Source organism: Chromobacterium sp. FG89 (assembly GCF_057808735.1).
This window is the reverse complement of record NZ_JBMDIQ010000023.1, coordinates 21,956-38,828: the sequence shown is the minus strand read 5'-3', so window position 1 is coordinate 38,828 and position 16,873 is coordinate 21,956. Positions and strand designations below refer to the sequence as shown.

Sequence of the window (16,873 nt, the reverse complement as noted above, 5' to 3'; positions counted from 1 at the left end):
CAAGCTTTAAGCCCGGATTGCTTGTGCCAATATTTTATAAATTGCTAATATTTGCTCGCTTCATCATGGTTTCTCCTTTGTTGTTTGCAGCAATCCCTTTGCGCCTCAGCCCCCCAGCCGAGGCGCTTTTTTTTTGCCCTCTCCATGGCGCACTCAAGCCTTGAGAAACTGCTCGCGTCCCGCCAGCCAACGGTCCAGATGAGCGTCCACCGCCTGCGGATGGCGCTCCAGCAGCAAGGGCGCCAGCTCGCGCGCCGCTTCCAGCAGTTCCAGGTCTTCTTCCAGGTTGGCGAAACGCAGCATGGGCAGGCCGCTCTGACGCGCGCCCAGCAGTTCGCCGGGGCCGCGGATCAGCAAATCCTGGCGCGCGATCTCGAAACCGTCAACATTCTCGTAAATCACTTTCAAGCGCGCCTTGGCCAAGTCCGACAAGGGGTTGTCGAACATCAGCACGCAGACGCTGCGCGCGCTGCCGCGCCCCACCCGGCCGCGCAATTGATGCAACTGGGCCAGGCCCATGCGTTCGGCGTGCTCGATCACCATCAGGCTGGCGTTGGGCACATCCACGCCCACCTCGATCACCGTGGTGGCCACCAGCACTTGCAGCTCGTTGCGGGCGAAGGCCGCCATCACCGCCGCCTTTTCGTCCGCCTTCATCCGGCCGTGCACCAGGCCCACGCCCAAATGCGGCAGATCGGCGGTCAGTTGCTGGTGGGTGTCCACCGCGGTCTGCAATTGCAGGGTTTCCGATTCTTCGATCAGCGGGCACACCCAATAGGCCTGCTGCCCGTCGGCGCAGGTCTTGGCCACGTGGGCGACAATCTCCTCGCGGCGCGCGCTATTGATCAGCTTGGTGACGATGGGCGTGCGCCCCGGCGGCAATTCGTCTATCACCGACACGTCCAGGTCGGCGTAGAAACTCATCGCCAGCGTGCGCGGAATCGGCGTCGCCGACATCATCAGCTGATGCGGCTCGCCGCCCTTCTCTTTCAGCGCCAGCCGCTGGCCCACGCCGAAGCGATGCTGCTCGTCGACGATGACCAGGCCCAGGCGCTCAAAAGCCACCTCGTCCTGGAACAGCGCGTGAGTGCCCACCGCCAGCCGCGTGTCGCCGCTGGCGATGGCCGCCATCGCCTCCTGTTTCTGCTTCTTGCGCAGGCTGCCGGCCAGCCAGCGCACCGGGACGCCCAGCGGCTCCAGCCAGGCGGACAGCTTGAGGAAATGCTGCTCGGCCAGGATTTCGGTCGGCGCCATCAAGGCCACCTGGTAGCCGGATTCGATCGCGGTCAGCGCCGCCAGGGCCGCGACGATGGTCTTGCCGCTGCCCACATCGCCTTGCAACAGCCGGTGCATCGGGTGCGGCTGAGTCAGATCGGCGCGGACTTCCGCCAAGGCGCGTTGCTGCGCGCCGGTCAGCGTGAACGGCAGGCGCTCGGCCAGCGCCCGGCTCAAGGCGCCGTCGCCGCGCAAGGGCGGCGCGCGGCCCAGCCTGCGCGCGCGATAGGCCAGCCGCATCGACAGCTGCTGCGCCAGCAACTCGTCGAACTTGAGCCGCTGCCAGGCCGGCAGGGCCGGATCGGCCAGCTGGCCGGCGCTGTAGTCCGGCGTCGGCAGGTGCAGCAGGCGGATCGCCTCGGCGAACGGCGTCAGCCGCAGCGGCGCGGCCAGCTCCTCCGGCAGCGTCTCGCCCAGCGGCTGGCTGTCCAGCTCGGCGTGGATCAGCTTGCGCAGCGCCGGTTGGGTCAGGCCGTTGACCGTGGGATAGATGGGCGTCAGGCTGTCCGCCAGCGGCGCGCCGTTGCCCACTTCGCGGATCTTGGGATGCACCATCTCGTCGCCGGCGAAGCCGCGGCGGATCTCGCCCAGCGCGCGCACCCGGTTGCCGGTGGTGAATTGCTTGACCTGGTTGGGGTAGAAATGAATGAAGCGCAGCACCAGGCTGCCGCTGGCGTCCTCGATGCGCGCCACCAGTTGGCGGCGCGGTCGGAACTGGATCTCATGGGCGATCACCTCGCCCTCCACCAGCACCGCCTGGCCGTAAGGCGCGTCGGCGATGGCGTACAGATGGGTCTCGTCCTCATAGCGCAGCGGCAGATGCAGGACCAGATCGAAACGGCGGCGTATGCCCAGCTTTTCCAGCTTCTTGGCCAGCGCCGGCGCCACGGCCGGCGGCTGATTGACGGGGTCGATTAGGGAGCTCATCAGCAGCGATTGTACCCAATAAAGAAAAAGGCGGAAGCTGTTCGCGCTTCCGCCTTGCTCACGCGCGCCGCGTCGCGGCCCTTGCGCTTACTGGCGCTCCCACACCTGGGAACGGAAGAAGGGGCCGATGTAGCCGCGCACGCGCAGCTTCTTGCCGTCTTCGATCAGCTTGGCGCCGGAGGTGTAGATCTTGCCGGACTTGGGATCCAGGATTTTGCCGCTGCCCCACTCCGCGCCGTCCTTCTTCAGGCCCCACAGGATTTGCATGCCGTTGACCGGCTTGCCTTTGCGGTCCCCTTCGCACTTGTCGCACACCGCTTCCGGGTTGGCGAACAGCTTGATGATCTTGCCGTTCAGCTCGCCGCCGGCGCTTTCGGTGATCTGCACCAGGGCCTTGGCCTGCTTGGTTTCGTCGTCTATCGTCTTCCAGACGCCGGCGGCGCTGTCGGCCAGCGCCATATGGCTGAACAGGCCCAGCGCGGACGCCAGGCAGGCGGCTTTGGCGAATTTTCTCATCTTGATTTCCTCGCGAATCGGACCGCGAGGCCGCGCCGCGAACGGGCGGCCGCAGCGGCCTTTTAATTATCTGAACGCCGCCCCGGAACCGCCGGCACGCCGAAAAGAAACGTTGGTTTGGAGCAGCGGCTCTAGGATGCCAACAGCCAATGCCGACGTCAAGAATGGAAACGAAGGACGATGAAACTCATAGGGAGATCTCGCCGCGGCCTATCCGCAACACCCGCCCGCCCACCAGGATCTCGCCCGCGGCGTCCACTTGCAGGTGCAGCACATTGGGCCGCGCCAGCGCCGCGCCCTGCTCCACCCGCCACTGCAAGGGCCCCAGGCCGTTGAGCGCGCACCAGCCGCCCAGATTGGCGCAGGCCGAACCGGTGCCGGGATCTTCCAGCACCGCGCCCTGCTGTTCGAAAAACAGCCGCACAGTGGCGACGCCGCCGTCCTCATGCCACAGATAGGCGACGCTGCGCCCCGGCCGCAAGGTGGCGTCGCGCAACAGCAAGGCGTGCACCGGCCGGGCGCGCAGCACCGCGCCGGCGCTGGCGGCGCGGATCAGCAATTGTTCGCTGCCGGTGTCCACCCATGTCGGCTCCAGCGCGATGTCCTCCTCGTCCAGCCCCAGCATCGCCGCGGCCTGGACGCGGCTGAGGCCGGCGTCGCGCGCGCTTGGCGGATTCGCCCGCAAGGTGTAAACGCCGTCGCTGTGGAGGATGGGGATCAGGCCGGCGTTGGTGCGCAACTGAAAGCGGGAATCCAGTTCGCCGCGCCAGTGCAGCACCGCCGCCGCGCCCAGGGTGGGATGGCCGGCGAAGGGCAGCTCCTGGCTGGGCGTGAAGATGCGCAAGCGCGCCGCCGCTTCGCCGTCCGGAAACAGGAATACGGTTTCCGACAGATTCATCTGTCTGGCCAGGAGCTGCATCTCGCGCTCGTCCAGCCCGCTGGCGTCGGTGAACACCGCCAGCGGATTGCCGCCGAAGCGCTCCTCAGCGAACACATTGACCAATTCGAACGAATACCCGCTCATGCCCCCTCCTGGAATCGATGACACGCCGCCGCGGCCAGTTTCTCTTCCACGCCGGCCAAGCGCTCGGCCAGGGATTTCCTGGCCGGCGCCGCCGCCGCGGACTGCCGCAAGCGCCGTTGCTGAAGCTCCAGACCATGACAGCGGCGGCGCGCTTTGTCCAGTTCCCGCGCCTGCGCGCGTTCGTCGCGGCGTTGCTGCGCCTGGCGCCGCCTGGCCTCGCGCGCCTCGTCGGCGGCCCAGCGCCGGCCTTGGTCCTGGTACTTGGCTGCCTCGCGGCGCTGGCGCTCGTCTTGCTCCACTACATTGAGCGGCGGCGGCTGGAAGGTTTCCGCCGCGCCGCCGTCGGCGCAAGCCCGATCGCTGTAGGCCAGCCGGCCGTCCGCGCTCCGACATTTGTAAACCTGGGCCCAGGCCAGGCCCGGCAGCAATAGCAATAGCGCGATCCGGACTCTCATGCGACCTCCACGGCTTAAGATGAGGAGTCCGGATAGTTAACATGAAAAAAGGCGGCCTGGGCCGCCTTGTGGTCTGACATTTGGAGCAGTTGGGCCGCTCAGAACCTGTTTACGATCTCGCGAGCTAAGGCGAGACAAGGCGAAAACGGCTGAAAAAGCGGAATGTACACACGGTACATGAGCATTTTGAAGACGTACTCACCGTGCCACGTCTCACGAAGCGCAGCAGATCGTAAGCAGGTTTAGAGTACCAGAACCGCTTCCGCTTCCACCAACACGCCCTTGGGCAGGCTGGCCACGCCGACGGCGGCGCGCGCCGGGAAGGGCTGGCTGAAGTACTGGCCCATGATTTCGTTGAAGGTGGCGAAATTGGACAGGTCGGTCAGATAGGCGTTGAGCTTGACGATCTGGTCCAGGCTGCCGCCGGCGGCTTCGCACACGGCCTTCATGTTCTTGAACACTTGATGGGTTTCAGCGGCGAAACCGCCTTCCACCACGTTCATGGTGGCCGGGTCCAGCGGGATCTGGCCGGACAGGTAAACGGTGTTGCCGGCTTTCACGGCTTGCGAGTAAGCGCCGATGGCGGCCGGAGCCTTGTCGGTGTGGATGATTTCCTTAGCCATTATTCATCTCCTTCTTTCAGGAACAGGGTTAATAAATCATTGAGGAAACGCTGGCCCTTGAGCGTGGGCCGCAACATCACGGCGTCGCGCGCGATCAGGCCTTGCGCCTCGGCTTGCGTCAAGGCGGATTGTATGACGGACAGCGGCAGGCCGGTGCGCTCTTGGAACAGGCGCAATTCGAAGCCTTCGGTCAGCCGCAGCAGATTCATCATGAATTCGAAGGGCAGTTCGCTCCGCCCCACCTTGCGGCTGTTTTGCAGGGGCTTGCCCTCGGCCACCGCCTGCAGGTAGGCGGCCGGCTGCTTGTAGCGCATCTGGCGGACGATGCCGGCATGGCTGCTGATCTTGCCGTGGGCGCCGGCGCCGATGCCGATATAGTCGCCGAACTGCCAGTAGTTGAGATTGTGGCGCGCGCGGCGGCCCGGCCGCGCGAAGGCCGAGGTCTCGTAATGTTCGAAGCCGGCGGCGGCGAGCCGGGCTTCTATCGCCTCCTGCATGTCGGCGGAGACTTCGTCGTCCGGCAGATTGCGCGGCGTCTCCACGGCGAACAGGGTGTTGGGTTCTATCGTCAGATGGTAGGCGGACAGATGGGTGATGCCGTAGGACAGCGCGGTGTCCAGATCGGCCAGCGCTTCGTCCAGGGTCTGCCCCGGCAGCGCGTACATCAGGTCCAGATTGACGTTGTCGAAGTGGCTCAGCGCGATGTCGATGGCGCGACGCGCTTCCTCGCCGTCGTGAATGCGGCCCAGCGCCTGCAAATGCGCCGGCTTGAAGCTCTGGATGCCGATGGACAGCCGGTTGATGCCGGCCTCGCGGTAGCCGCGGAAACGCTCGGCCTCGAAGGTGCCGGGATTGGCCTCCATGGTGATTTCCGCGTCCGGCTGCAGCCGCATGCGCGCGCGCACGCCGGCCAGCAGCGCGTCCATCGCCTGAGGCGAGAACAGGCTGGGGGTGCCGCCGCCCATGAAGATGCTGCTCAGCGGACGGCCCCAGACCTCGGGCAGGCTGAATTCCAGATCGCGCAGCAAGGCGTCGACATAGGCCATCTCGTCGAAGCCGCTCTTGGGCTCGTGCGAGTTGAAGTCGCAATACGGGCATTTGCGCACGCACCACGGGAAATGGATGTAGAGCGACAGCGGCGGCAGCTCTTTCAAGCCGACTTGACCGCCCAGCCCAAGCGCGGACAGCGAAATCTTGCTCACCTGCACGTCGCGGCTCCTTGCGGCTCCAGCCGCGCCGGCCGGGCGCTGAACGAAGGGACCCGCTTCATGCCAGCGCGCGCAGCTTGGCCAGCAGCGCTTGCAGCGCCTGGCCGCGGTGGCTGACGCGGTTTTTCTCCGCCGCGTCCATCTCCGCCACGCTACAGCCGTGCTGCGGCAGCCAGAAATGCGGGTCGTAGCCGAAGCCGCCGACGCCGGCCGCCTCGTCGCGCACTTCGCCGAACCACATGCCGTCCGCCACCAGCGGCTGCGGATCGTCGGCGTGGCGCACCAAGACCAGCACGCAGTAATACCAGGCGCGGCGATTGGCCTCGCCCTGCAGCGCCGCCACCAGCTTGGCGTTGTTGGCGGCGTCGGACTTGGGTTCGCCGGCGTAGCGGGCCGAGTACACGCCCGGCGCGCCGGACAGCGCCTCGACGCAGATGCCGGAGTCGTCGGCCAACGCGGGCAAGCCGCTCACGCGGCTGGCGTGACGCGCTTTTTCCAGCGCGTTTTCCAGGAAGGTGTGGTGCGGTTCCGGGCATTCCGGCACTTGCAGTTCCACCTGCGGAATCACTTGTATGCCCAGCGGCGCCATCAGCGCGGCGAATTCCTTCAACTTGCCGGCGTTGTTGCTGGCCATCACTAATTTGTCGAACATGAGAACTCCATCGAATGCGACGCAGCCCCGACGACGCCGGGGCTGCGGACATAAGTATAAGAACTTATTCAAAGTCTAGCGAGCTAGAGCGAGACAAGGTGAAAACGGCTGAGAAAGCGGAATGTACACGGGGTACATGAGCATTTCGAAGCCGTTTTCAACGCCGTATCGCCGACGCGCAGCAGACTTTGCTCAAATGCTAAGAGCCTGTTCAAAGTCTAGCGAGCTAGAGCGAGACAAGGCGAAAACCGCTGAGAAAGCGGAATGTACACGTGGTACATGAGCATTTCGAAGCGGTTTTCAACGCCGTATCGCCGACGCGCAGCAGACTTTGCTCAAAACAAGCTTAACGGCTGACCTTCACTTCCGTCCACATCCGCGCCAGCGAGCGCCGCTCCGCCGGCGTCAGTTCGCGCAGCACCGTCCATTTTTTCACGGTGTCCGGCGTCGGATCGATCACCGGATGGCTTTTCAAATCCGCGCGGAAAAAGGGCGCGGCGGTCTTGACCGGATTGGTGGCGCCGTTGAGGTTGGTCAATTGGGCGGCATTCTTGCCGTCCAGCATGAAGTTGATGAACTGATGCGCCAGGTCCGGGCGTTTGGCGCTGGCCAGCACCGCCATGGTGTCCACGCCCAGCTCATTGCCTTCCTTCTGCGCCACATTGGCGATGCGGAAGCGGCGCTTGGCCTGGCGCGCGTCCTCGGCGGCCTGGAAGAACTCGGTGGAGTAGCCCAGCGACACCCAGATATTGCCCACCGCCAGCTCTTTCAGATAACTGGCGTTGGAGAAGGTGGCCCAGTAGGGCTTGGCCTGCTTGATCACCGCCTGCGCCGCGCGATAATCGGCCTGGCTGGCGGTGTTGGGGTTCTTGCCCAGGTAGAACAGCGCGGCGGCGAACACCTCGCGCGAGCTGTCCAGCACCGTGACCTTGCCCTTGATCTTCTGCAGCACCTTGGGATCGAAGATCACCGACCAGCTGTGCGGGTCGATGCCCAGTTTCTGCAGACGCTCCGCGTTGTAGCCGACCGAAGTCAGCGACAGCACCGTGGGCACGGTGTAGCGGTTGCCCGGATCGTAGCTTTGGGACAAATAGGCCGGGTCGACATTCTTCAGATTCGGCAATTTGGCGTGATCCAGCGGCCGCAGCAGCTTCTGCTTGCTCATCGCCTCGATCACGAAGCTGGACGGAAACACCATATCGTAGCCCTTGGCCCCGGCCGCCAGCTTGGCCAGCATTTCCTCATTGTCGCCGTAGTAATTCTGCACCACGCGGCAATCACAGCTTTTCTCGAACTGGCGGAGGATGGCGTCCGACAAGGAGCCGCTCCAGTTATAGATGTGCAAGACGTCCTTGGGTCCGGCCCAGACGGCGGACGACAGGATGGAGGACAATAGGACAAGCTTCAGCGGTTTCAATTCAGATTCACCTCCAGACGGCCATGACCAGCATGGCGAACAGAAAAGGCGGCAAGCCGCCATGGCGGGCTCCCCCTTGGGAAGTCCCGCGACTTGGAACCTGTTCACGATCCGCAGCGCTTCGCGGGAGCTGACGCGGCGTCGAGACGCTCTTGCGCCACGCGCGGCTTCCGCCTTGTCTCGCACTTGCTCCTTGGATCGTCAACACGTTCTTAATATGGCGGCGTCGGGCCCTGCCTCAGCAAGAACAGCGCTCTCGCCTTGCTACCGCAGACCCCGGCGCCGCGAATCCGTTCCTGGCCGCGGCGGCCAGGCGGTTTATTCTGTTGATTCCGCGCGGCGGGCGGCGCCCAGCGTCGCTTCCAAGGCCTGTTGCAGCAGACGCTCGTCGGCGCCGTCCAGCAGTTTGGCGTCGGACAGCATGCGCCGCCAGTTTCTCGCGCCGGGAATGCCCTGGAACAGGCCCAGGATGTGGCGGGCGATATTGCGCGTCTTGTGGCCCTCGGCCAGGCGCGCCGCCACATAGGGCATCATCGCGGCCACCACCTGTTCACGCTCCGGCGCGGCGCCGGCGCCGTAGTAGCGCTGGTCCCAATCGGCCATCAGCCAGGGATTGTGGTAGGCCTCGCGCCCCACCATCACGCCGTCCACATGACGCAGATGCTCGTCGATCTCGGCCGGATTCTTGACGCCGCCGTTGATCAGGATTTCCAGATCCGGACGCTCCTGCTTCAGCCGGTAGACGTAATCGTACTTCAGGGGCGGGATTTCGCGGTTTTCCTTGGGGCTCAGGCCCTTGAGGATGGCGTTGCGCGCATGGACGATGAAGGTGCGGCAGCCGGCGTCCGCCACCTGGCCGACGAAATCGCTCAGGTAATCGTAATGCTCGATGCGATCGATGCCGATGCGGTGCTTGACCGTCACGTCGATGGACACCGCGTCGCGCATCGCCTTGACGCAGTCGGCCACCAATTGCGGCTCGGCCATCAGACAGGCGCCGAAAGCGCCCTTTTGCACACGCTCCGACGGGCAGCCCACGTTCAGGTTGACCTCGTCGTAGCCCCATTCCGCCGCCAGCCTGGCGCAACGCGCCAGCTCCGCCGGCTCGCTGCCGCCCAGTTGCAGCGCCAGCGGGTGCTCCGCCTCGTCGAAACGCAGATGGCGTTCGACGTCGCCGTGCAGCAGCGCGCCGGTGGTGACCATCTCGGTGTAGAGCCAGGTATGCCGGGTGATCTGACGCGCGAAATAGCGGTAGTGACGGTCGGTCCAATCCAGCATCGGCGCCACCGACAGGCGGCGCGGCGGCAGGCCGCCGCTCTCCTGAACCCTAGAATGCTTCACTCCGCTGTCCTGCATCGTATCCCTATCCACCCGAAAGCCAATCGCCGCTCAGCGTCGGCGGCCAGCCGGCCCGCCATCGCGCTAAGCGTTTGAAAAAAGGCATGAATTATCCTCCCGTAGCCGATCCAGGGTCAAGCATTGAGACAAAAACGCCGAGCAATCAAGTAGATGCGTCGCACAGCCCCAGGCAATTCCTCGCCGCAGGCAACTTTTTCAAAAATTGAATTTCATAAGCTTTAGTCTTGGCGAGCGCTTCTTCGCGCCGAGCGCGCCCTGGCAGGGGCGTCCGACGCGCAATTCATTACTAACAAAAACCATTCACAAATGAATATATTCACAAAAAGAGATCCCAGCCTCCACGGCTGTCCGCAGGTCCGGCCTCGCCGCCGGACCTGCGTCGCCAGCGGCAAGACGGGCCTGCCCGTCATTCCGGATGCCTCCACTTCAGCACAAGGTTGAACCATGTCCAAACCACTTTCCCTGCGCCTGCCGGCGCTGATGCTGTTGCCAGCGCTGCTGAGCGGCTGCCTTGAGCAGCCCAGCGTCGAGCAGCAAGCCGCGCGCATCGTCGAACAGATGAGCGTTCGCGAGAAGATCGGCCAGAAGATCATGATGGCCTTCCGTTACTGGTGCCCGGACGATCAGCCCGCCTGCACCGCCGGCATGACCGAACTGCCGGACGCCGCCAGCCGCGCGCTGCGCGACAACGCCATCGGCGGCGTGATTCTGTTCGCCAACAATCTGAGCGATTTGCAGCAAACCCGGCGTTTGTCCGAGCAGATCCGCCGGGCGCGGCCGCAGAACAGCCCGGTCGGACTGTTGATCGGTTCTGACCAGGAGGGCGGCAATGTCTTCCGCCTGCCGCGCCCGCTGGCCACCAGCTTCCCCGGCAATATGGCGCTGGGCGCCGCCTATGAAGCGACGCGGGACAGCAACCTCGCCCGGGACTCCGGCCGGGTGCTGGCCGCCGAGATCCGCGCCGTCGGCTTCAACGTCAACTTTGCGCCGGACGTGGACGTCAACAGCAATCCGCTCAATCCGGTCATCAATGTCCGCGCCTACGGCGACGATCCGGCCACCATCAGCCTGCTGGGGCAGGCCACGACGCAGGGCATGCGCGAGCAAGGCGTGATCGGCTCCTTCAAGCACTTCCCCGGCCACGGCGACACCGCCACCGACTCCCATTACGGTCTGCCGGTGGTGAACAAGTCGCGCGCCGACGCCTACGCCATCGACCTAGCGCCCTACCGCCAGGCCATCGCCTCCGGTCAGCCGCCGGAGATGATCATGACCGCCCACATCCAGTACCCGGCGCTGGACAGCAGCCAAATCACCGCCCGCAACGGCGAACGCATGATCGCGCCGGCGACGATGTCGCGCAAAATCCAGCACGATCTGCTGCGCGGCGAGATGCGCTACCAGGGCGTCACCGTCACCGACGCGCTGGACATGAAGGGCATCAGCGATTTCTTCGAGCAGGCCGACGCGGTGATCAAGGTGTTCCAGGCCGATGTGGACATCGCGCTGATGCCCACGGAGTTCCGCACCGCCGCGCAAGCCGGCCGGCTGCGCCAATTGATAGACCAAGTGGCCGCCGCGGTGGCGGACGGTCGGATAGACCGCGCCGAACTGGACCGCTCGGCGCGGCGCATCGTGGCGATGAAGCTGCGCAACGAGGTTACCCCGGCCGGCGAGGCCAAGCCGCTGCCGGCGCTGAGCACCATAGGCGGCGCGGAGCATCGCGCGGTGGAAGCTAAAATCACCCGGCAATCCATCACCCTGCTGCGCAATCAGGGCGCGGCGCTGCCGCTGCGCTCGCCCAGCCAGCGCATCTTCATCCTGACGCCCTGGGGCGAACAGGCCGAGGCGATGCGCCGCCGCTTCGATGAAAAAGGCTATCGCCAGGTCAGCGGCGCCAAATTGAGCGCCACGCCGTGGGAGGCGCAGAAACAGGCGATCGATCAGGCCGACGTGGTCGTCATCGGCACCTTGGCCACCGGCGTCAGCCCGGTGGAACGCAACGGCGACCCCAACGCGCCGGCCATCGCGCCGCGGATGAAGCGCAGCCTGCAGGCCGAGCCGGCGCCGGCCGCCGGCAACGGTTCCCTGGTCTTCAATGTGGCGGAAGACCTGCCCGCGCTCCGGACCCGCTTCGCCCGCAGCCTGTCCGCGCCGCCGCTCAGCGAGGCGCAGCAAATGCGCAATGCGATGGAATACGCCAAGCGGCAAGGCAAGAAGCTGATCCACGTGACCCTGCGCGCGCCTTACGACGTGATCAATTACGACGATCTGGCCGACGCCACGCTGGCCACCTACGCCTACTACGGCTATGAGAACGGCCTGCGCGGGCCGTCCATGCCGGCGCTGGTGGACGTGATGCTGGGCGCGAACCCGCCCGGCGGCAAGCTGCCGGTGGCCATCCACGCGCTGGACGAAAACGGCCAGCCGGGCGCGCTGCGTTACGCGCGCGGTTTTGGGCTGAGCTTCTGACGAAGCATCGCTCTTCTTAACCCTCCTCCTGCGCACCGCGGCCCTCCGGCCGCGGTGTTTTCTTTTGTCCCTGCGACGGGCGGCTCCGCCGCTCCAAGGCATTCGCATTGAAATAGACACAATTTATACTGTATGAATATTTTGTGCGCTGCAGTATCATGAGCCTGAACCGACGGCTGAAGACGCCCGCACAACAGGGCCGCAAGCCGCGCGGAACCGGGCTACCCTCAAATAAGAAAGCAAGCGCATGGCCATAGAATCCAACGCCGTCCTACCGGACTTCGCCGCGTGGAGCATGTCCAAGGACTTTCCCAGCGGTCATCAAGTCGGCCGCCACCAACACCGCGAAGGCCAGCTGATTTTCGCCGTTTCCGGCGTGATGGAACTGTCCACCGCCGACGGTCTGTGGCTGGTGCCGCCGCAGCGCGGCGTCTGGATGCCGCCCGCGGTGGAGCACAGCATGCGCGCCCGCGGCACGGTGTCGCTGCGCACGCTGTACATCCAATCCCCGCACTATCTGGCGCAATTGCCGCGCCACTCCAAAGCCATCGCCATTTCGCCGCTGATGCGGGAACTCATCATCCGCCTGATGCGCACGCGCGGCATTCCCCACGCCGATCAAAAAGAAGGCCGCTTGCTGGACGTGCTGATCGACGAAATCGAATGGTCGGGGGAAACGGCCTTGCCGCTGCCGCCGCTGAGCGATCAGCGTTTGCAGCGGGTGTGCTCGGCGATTCTGGCCAATCCCGGCGACCGGCGCGGGCTTAACGAATGGGCGGAACTGGTGGGCGCGTCCAGCCGCACGCTGGCGCGGCTGTTCCAGCAGGAGCTGGGCGTGTCTTATCTGTACTGGCGTCAGCAAGTGTGCGCGATCTCGGCGCTGCCGCGGCTAGGCGCCGGCGAGCCGGTGACCCTGATCGCCTCCGATCTGGGTTATGAAACGCCCGGCGCGTTTTCCTCCATGTTCCGCCGCATCATGAACGCGGCCCCCAGCCAGTACTTCTCCTGATCCCATCCGCGGTTCAAAGCCCAGCCGACAAGAGCGAGGCTTTGAACCGCCTCTTTTCCGCCCCGCGGACCCGCGCGCCGACACGGCTTTGCGGCAGCGCAGCATAATTGTCCGTTTTGAAGCAGCAATTGTCCGCTTGCAAGAAGCCTGAACCAAACCGTTTCAATATGATAAATGGCTATTGAAACCGCCGTCTGGCCAGGTGACCATGTCCCATCCCAACTACGACGCCAAACGCTATTGGCTGCTGATTCTGGCCGCCACCTTTCTGTTCGGCTCCACCTTTCCCACCTCCAAGATCGTGTTGTCGGAAATGCCGCCCTTGTGGGCCGCGGTGGCGCGTTTCACCGCCGCCGCCGCCGGCATCGTGCCCATTCTGCTGTGGCAGCGCTTCCGCTATCCGCGCGCCTTCGTCCGCCCTCGCCCCTGGGGCGTGCTGGCCTTGATCGGCCTGTTGCAGACCGCCGGATCGATGGGCTTTCTCAATATCGGGCTGCGCAGCACCACCCCGGCCAAGGCCGCCATTCTGATGGCCTGCACCCCGCTGATCGTGGCCTTGATGTCGCGGCTGGCGCTGAAGGAAAAAATCCACCCTCTGGCCGCCGTCGGCCTGGTCCTGGCCTTCTTCGGCGTCGCCGTCTGCATCGGCCTGAACAAGCTGGACGGCTTCGGCGCCGGCGACGCGCTGGTGCTGTGCGGCGCGGCCTGCTGGGCGGCGTCCACGCTGGTGATCAAGGGCAGCCGCATCGTGATCAACGTCTGGGCGCTGACCTTCTGGCAGATGCTGGTGGGTTCGGCCTGCCTGGCGCTGCTGGCCTGGGCCGGCGGCGAAGTCCCGACACTGCCTCACAGCGAGCGGGTGCTGGCCGCCTTCCTCTGGCTGGCGCTGCCGGCCACCACCGGCGCGATGGCGCTGTGGTTCATGGCGCTGGACCTGGGCGGCGCGGTGCGCACCAGCGGTTTCCTGTTTCTGTCCCCGCTGTTCGCCACCCTGATTTCCTTCGCCGCCTTCGGCTATTCGCTGTCGCTGCATGAGCTGATCGGCGGCGTGCTGATCGGCGTCGGCATTTATCTGGTGTCCAAGCGCCCGGACGCCGCCGCGCAGCCGCAAACCGCCCCCGTCGGCGACAAGATCTGAACACCGCAGCTTTTTCCTCTTTCATTCACATGAGCGTTCCCACCATGCAAAAACTCATCATCACCGCCGCCGTCAACGGCGGCATCACCAGCCGGCAGAAACATCCCGGCGTGCCGTTTTCGCCGGAAGAAATCGCCCAGGCCGCCTATGAATGCTGGAACGCCGGCGCTTCGGTGGTCCACATCCACGCCCGCAACCCGGACGGCACGCCCAGCTACGACGCGGACATCTACGGCGATATCGTCCGCCGCATCCGCGAGCGCTGCGACATCCTGATCAATCTGAGCACCTCCGGCCTCAATCTGCCGCCGCAGCTGGAGAAGAAGGAAGCCTGGAACCATCTGTCCTTCCGTCCGGACATCGCCTCCTTCAACTGCGGCTCGGTCAACCACGGCAGCAAGCCCTTCATCAATCCGCCTGAACTGGCCCGCGCGCTGGCGCTGGACATCCGCGAATACCGCGCCAAGCCGGAGATCGAGGTCTATCACCAGGGCATCATCGGCGAGGCGCTGAAACTGCAGGAAGACGGCTATCTGAGCGGCCCGCTGTGCTTCAGCTTCGCCATGGGCATACAGGGCGGCGCGGCCGCCACCTGCAAAAACCTGCTGCATTTCGTCGAAAGCATTCCGCAGGACAGCGTGTGGTCGGCGCTGGGCATAGGCAAACACCAGCTGGCGATCAATCTGCACACCCTGCTGCTGGGCGGCCATGTGCGCACCGGCCTGGAAGACAACGTCTATTACCGCTACGGCGAACTGGCCCGAGACAACGCCCAATTGGTGGAGCGCCTGGCGCGCCTGGCCGGCGAAGTCGGCCGCGAGATCGCCTCCCCCGCCGAAGCCAAGCAAATTCTGGGCATTCACTAAAGGACACATTACATGAGCACAATCGATCCCAATCCGCATAAAGAACACGGCCTGGAAATCTACGGCGCGCCGCTGAACCAGGCCAAGCTCGCCGTGGTGCTGCTGCACGGCCGCCGCCAGAGCGCCCAGGACGCCTACAAGAACGGCGAGGCCATCGGCCTGGCCGACGTCGCCTACATTCTGCCCATCGCCAAGGACCGCACCTGGTATCCGCACAGCTTCATGGCGCCGCTGGACAGCAATCAGCCCTCGCTGGACCAGGCGCTGGACTGCGTCGAGGCCACCATCGAGGAACTGCGCGGCTACGGCTTCGCCGACAGCCGGATCGTGCTGATGGGCTTCTCCCAGGGCGCTTGCCTGGCCGCCGAGTTCATCTATCGCCGCCCACGCCCGATAGGCGGGCTGATCGCCTTCTCCGGCGGCCTGTTCGGCCCCGACGAGGCGGCCTGGGGCGCGCCGTCCGCGGCGCTGGACTTCCCGGCCTTCTTCGGCACCAGCGACAGCGACAGCTGGATGCCGCTGGAGCGCATCGAACGCAGCGCCGAGGCCTTCCGCCGCGCCGGCGCCGAGGTGGATTTCCGCGTTTATCCGGACATGCCCCACCACGTTTGCGCCGACGAGATCGACGCCGCGCGCGATTTGCTGTCCGCGCTGTTGCAACCGCAAACCAGCTTGAGCTGAGAGGAGACCGCGATGACCGACGCTTTCATCTGCGACGCCGTGCGCACCCCCATCGGCCGCTTCGGCGGCGCCTTGTCCGGCGTGCGCGCCGACGATCTGGCCGCGGCGCCGCTGCGCGCGCTGCTGGAGCGCAATCCGGGCCTGGACCCGGCGGCGATAGACGAAGTGATCCTGGGCTGCGCCAACCAGGCCGGCGAGGACAACCGCAACGTGGCCCGCATGAGCCTGCTGCTGGCCGGCTATCCGGAGAGCGTCCCGGGCCTGACCGTGAACCGCCTGTGCGCGTCCGGCCTGGACGCGGTGGCGCTGGCGGCGCGCGCCGTCAAGTCCGGCGAGGCCGAGCTGCTGATCGCCGGCGGCGTGGAGTCCATGTCGCGCGCGCCCTTCGTGATGCCGAAGTCGGACAAAGCCTTCGGCCGCGACATGCAGATCTACGACACCACCATAGGCTGGCGCTTCGTCAATCCGGCGATGGAGAAACAATACGGCGTGGACACCATGCCGGCCACGGCGGAGAACGTGGCGCGCGAATTCGGCGTCAGCCGCCAGGATCAGGACGCCTTCGCGCTGCGCAGCCAGCAGCGTTACTTCGCCGCGCTGGAAACCGGCTTCTTCGCCGAGGAGATCATCCCGGTGACGATCCCGCGCCGCAAGCAGGACCCGCTGATCGTCAGCCGCGACGAGCATCCGCGCCAGACCTCTCTGGAGGAGCTGGCCAAGCTCAAGGCGCTGTTCGGCCCGGAGTCCAGCATCACCGCCGGCAACGCCTCCGGCGTCAACGACGGCGCGGCGGCGATGATCATCGCCTCGGCCGCGGCGGCGCAACGCCACGGCCTGCGTCCGCGCGCGCGGGTGCTGGCCTCGGCCAGCTCCGGCATCGCGCCGCGCATCATGGGCGCGGGCCCGATCGAGGCCAGCCGCAAGGCGCTGCGCCAGGCCGGCCTCGGCATCGAGGACATCGACGTCATCGAACTGAACGAGGCCTTCGCCGCCCAGGCGCTGGCGGTCACCCGCGCGCTGGGCCTACCCGACGATTGCGAACGCGTGAACCCCAAGGGCGGCGCCATCGCGCTGGGCCACCCGCTGGGCATGAGCGGCAGCCGGCTGGCGCTGACCGCCGCCGCGCAGCTGCAGGCCGGCGGCAAGCGCTACGCGCTTTGCACCATGTGCGTGGGCGTGGGACAGGGCCTGGCGCTGATTCTGGAACGGGTATAGGCCGGACGAGGCGGCCTTGACGGCCGCCGTCAAACC

Annotated in this window: 15 protein-coding genes; 6 read left to right on the top strand and 9 right to left on the bottom strand. The window is 65.6% G+C overall.

From position 1 onward, the window contains the following. Nucleotides 1-153: 153 nt before the first annotated feature. The 9 genes from recG to dusA form a co-directional block, all read right to left on the bottom strand. The gene (gene recG / locus ACODRW_RS19530) at nucleotides 154-2,202 is read right to left on the bottom strand and encodes an ATP-dependent DNA helicase RecG (protein WP_488906498.1); all 2,049 of its coding nucleotides are present in this window, start codon (nucleotides 2,200-2,202) and stop codon (nucleotides 154-156) included. Nucleotides 2,203-2,289: 87 nt separating this feature from the next. Further along, nucleotides 2,290-2,718, bottom strand: coding sequence for a DUF2147 domain-containing protein (locus tag ACODRW_RS19525; protein WP_488906497.1), 429 nt, complete (start codon nucleotides 2,716-2,718; stop codon nucleotides 2,290-2,292). Between the two features lie 187 nt (nucleotides 2,719-2,905). Beyond that, nucleotides 2,906-3,742, bottom strand: coding sequence for a PhzF family phenazine biosynthesis protein (locus tag ACODRW_RS19520; RefSeq protein ID WP_488906496.1), 837 nt, complete (start codon nucleotides 3,740-3,742; stop codon nucleotides 2,906-2,908). Further along, nucleotides 3,739-4,197 carry a DUF4124 domain-containing protein gene (locus ACODRW_RS19515; protein ID WP_227104763.1) on the bottom strand — a complete coding sequence of 153 codons (459 nt, stop codon included), beginning with the start codon at nucleotides 4,195-4,197 and terminating at the stop codon, nucleotides 3,739-3,741. Before ACODRW_RS19515 ends, ACODRW_RS19520 begins: the two co-directional genes overlap by 4 nt. 242 nt (nucleotides 4,198-4,439) lie before the next feature. Continuing rightward, nucleotides 4,440-4,820, bottom strand: coding sequence for a RidA family protein (locus tag ACODRW_RS19510; RefSeq protein WP_043642167.1), 381 nt, complete (start codon nucleotides 4,818-4,820; stop codon nucleotides 4,440-4,442). Next, on the bottom strand, nucleotides 4,820-6,028 hold the full coding sequence (gene hemW, locus ACODRW_RS19505) for a radical SAM family heme chaperone HemW (protein WP_227104765.1): 1,209 nt from the start codon (nucleotides 6,026-6,028) through the stop codon (nucleotides 4,820-4,822). Before hemW ends, ACODRW_RS19510 begins: the two co-directional genes overlap by 1 nt. 58 nt (nucleotides 6,029-6,086) lie before the next feature. Next, nucleotides 6,087-6,680: an RdgB/HAM1 family non-canonical purine NTP pyrophosphatase gene (gene rdgB / locus ACODRW_RS19500; RefSeq protein WP_488906495.1), complete on the bottom strand. Its 594-nt coding sequence runs from the start codon at nucleotides 6,678-6,680 to the stop codon at nucleotides 6,087-6,089. A 346-nt stretch (nucleotides 6,681-7,026) separates the two neighbouring features. Next, a complete protein-coding gene (locus ACODRW_RS19495) occupies nucleotides 7,027-8,097 on the bottom strand; it encodes an ABC transporter substrate-binding protein (RefSeq protein WP_107800417.1) in 1,071 nt (356 codons plus the stop codon). A 318-nt stretch (nucleotides 8,098-8,415) separates the two neighbouring features. Then, nucleotides 8,416-9,438 (bottom strand): tRNA dihydrouridine(20/20a) synthase DusA, encoded by a 1,023-nt coding sequence (dusA, locus tag ACODRW_RS19490; RefSeq protein WP_488906494.1) that lies wholly within the window; start codon nucleotides 9,436-9,438, stop codon nucleotides 8,416-8,418. Between the two features lie 462 nt (nucleotides 9,439-9,900). On the opposite strand from dusA, the gene ACODRW_RS19485 reads away from it, so the two are divergent. The 6 genes from ACODRW_RS19485 to pcaF all read left to right on the top strand — a co-directional run bounded on the left by ACODRW_RS19485 (nucleotide 9,901) and on the right by pcaF (nucleotide 16,837). Beyond that, nucleotides 9,901-11,928, top strand: a complete 2,028-nt coding sequence (locus ACODRW_RS19485; protein WP_227104769.1) for a glycoside hydrolase family 3 protein — start codon at nucleotides 9,901-9,903, stop codon at nucleotides 11,926-11,928. Between the two features lie 247 nt (nucleotides 11,929-12,175). Further along, nucleotides 12,176-12,937, top strand: a complete 762-nt coding sequence (locus tag ACODRW_RS19480) for an AraC family transcriptional regulator (protein ID WP_199225921.1) — start codon at nucleotides 12,176-12,178, stop codon at nucleotides 12,935-12,937. Between the two features lie 181 nt (nucleotides 12,938-13,118). Further along, the gene (locus ACODRW_RS19475; RefSeq protein WP_199225922.1) at nucleotides 13,119-14,075 is read left to right on the top strand and encodes a DMT family transporter; all 957 of its coding nucleotides are present in this window, start codon (nucleotides 13,119-13,121) and stop codon (nucleotides 14,073-14,075) included. Between the two features lie 44 nt (nucleotides 14,076-14,119). After that, the gene (locus ACODRW_RS19470; RefSeq protein WP_048415426.1) at nucleotides 14,120-14,941 is read left to right on the top strand and encodes a beta-keto acid cleavage family enzyme; all 822 of its coding nucleotides are present in this window, start codon (nucleotides 14,120-14,122) and stop codon (nucleotides 14,939-14,941) included. A 12-nt stretch (nucleotides 14,942-14,953) separates the two neighbouring features. Continuing rightward, entirely contained in the window at nucleotides 14,954-15,622 is a 669-nt protein-coding gene (locus ACODRW_RS19465) for an alpha/beta hydrolase (protein ID WP_227104771.1), read from the top strand. Between the two features lie 12 nt (nucleotides 15,623-15,634). Continuing rightward, the gene (pcaF, locus tag ACODRW_RS19460) at nucleotides 15,635-16,837 is read left to right on the top strand and encodes a 3-oxoadipyl-CoA thiolase (protein ID WP_488906493.1); all 1,203 of its coding nucleotides are present in this window, start codon (nucleotides 15,635-15,637) and stop codon (nucleotides 16,835-16,837) included. Nucleotides 16,838-16,873: the final 36 nt, after the last annotated feature.

What these genes read in the sequence shown, in the direction of transcription:
- ACODRW_RS19510 (WP_043642167.1), bottom strand. Translation starts at nt 4,820, where the DNA reads ATGGCTAAGGAAATCATCCACACCGACAAGGCTCCGGCCGCCATCGGC.
- ACODRW_RS19485 (WP_227104769.1), top strand. Translation starts at nt 9,901, where the DNA reads ATGTCCAAACCACTTTCCCTGCGCCTGCCGGCGCTGATGCTGTTGCCA.
- ACODRW_RS19470 (WP_048415426.1), top strand. Translation starts at nt 14,120, where the DNA reads ATGCAAAAACTCATCATCACCGCCGCCGTCAACGGCGGCATCACCAGC.
- ACODRW_RS19525 (WP_488906497.1), bottom strand. Translation starts at nt 2,718, where the DNA reads ATGAGAAAATTCGCCAAAGCCGCCTGCCTGGCGTCCGCGCTGGGCCTG.
- ACODRW_RS19515 (WP_227104763.1), bottom strand. Translation starts at nt 4,197, where the DNA reads ATGAGAGTCCGGATCGCGCTATTGCTATTGCTGCCGGGCCTGGCCTGG.
- ACODRW_RS19520 (WP_488906496.1), bottom strand. Translation starts at nt 3,742, where the DNA reads ATGAGCGGGTATTCGTTCGAATTGGTCAATGTGTTCGCTGAGGAGCGC.
- recG (WP_488906498.1), bottom strand. Translation starts at nt 2,202, where the DNA reads ATGAGCTCCCTAATCGACCCCGTCAATCAGCCGCCGGCCGTGGCGCCG.
- rdgB (WP_488906495.1), bottom strand. Translation starts at nt 6,680, where the DNA reads ATGTTCGACAAATTAGTGATGGCCAGCAACAACGCCGGCAAGTTGAAG.
- ACODRW_RS19480 (WP_199225921.1), top strand. Translation starts at nt 12,176, where the DNA reads ATGGCCATAGAATCCAACGCCGTCCTACCGGACTTCGCCGCGTGGAGC.
- ACODRW_RS19465 (WP_227104771.1), top strand. Translation starts at nt 14,954, where the DNA reads ATGAGCACAATCGATCCCAATCCGCATAAAGAACACGGCCTGGAAATC.
- pcaF (WP_488906493.1), top strand. Translation starts at nt 15,635, where the DNA reads ATGACCGACGCTTTCATCTGCGACGCCGTGCGCACCCCCATCGGCCGC.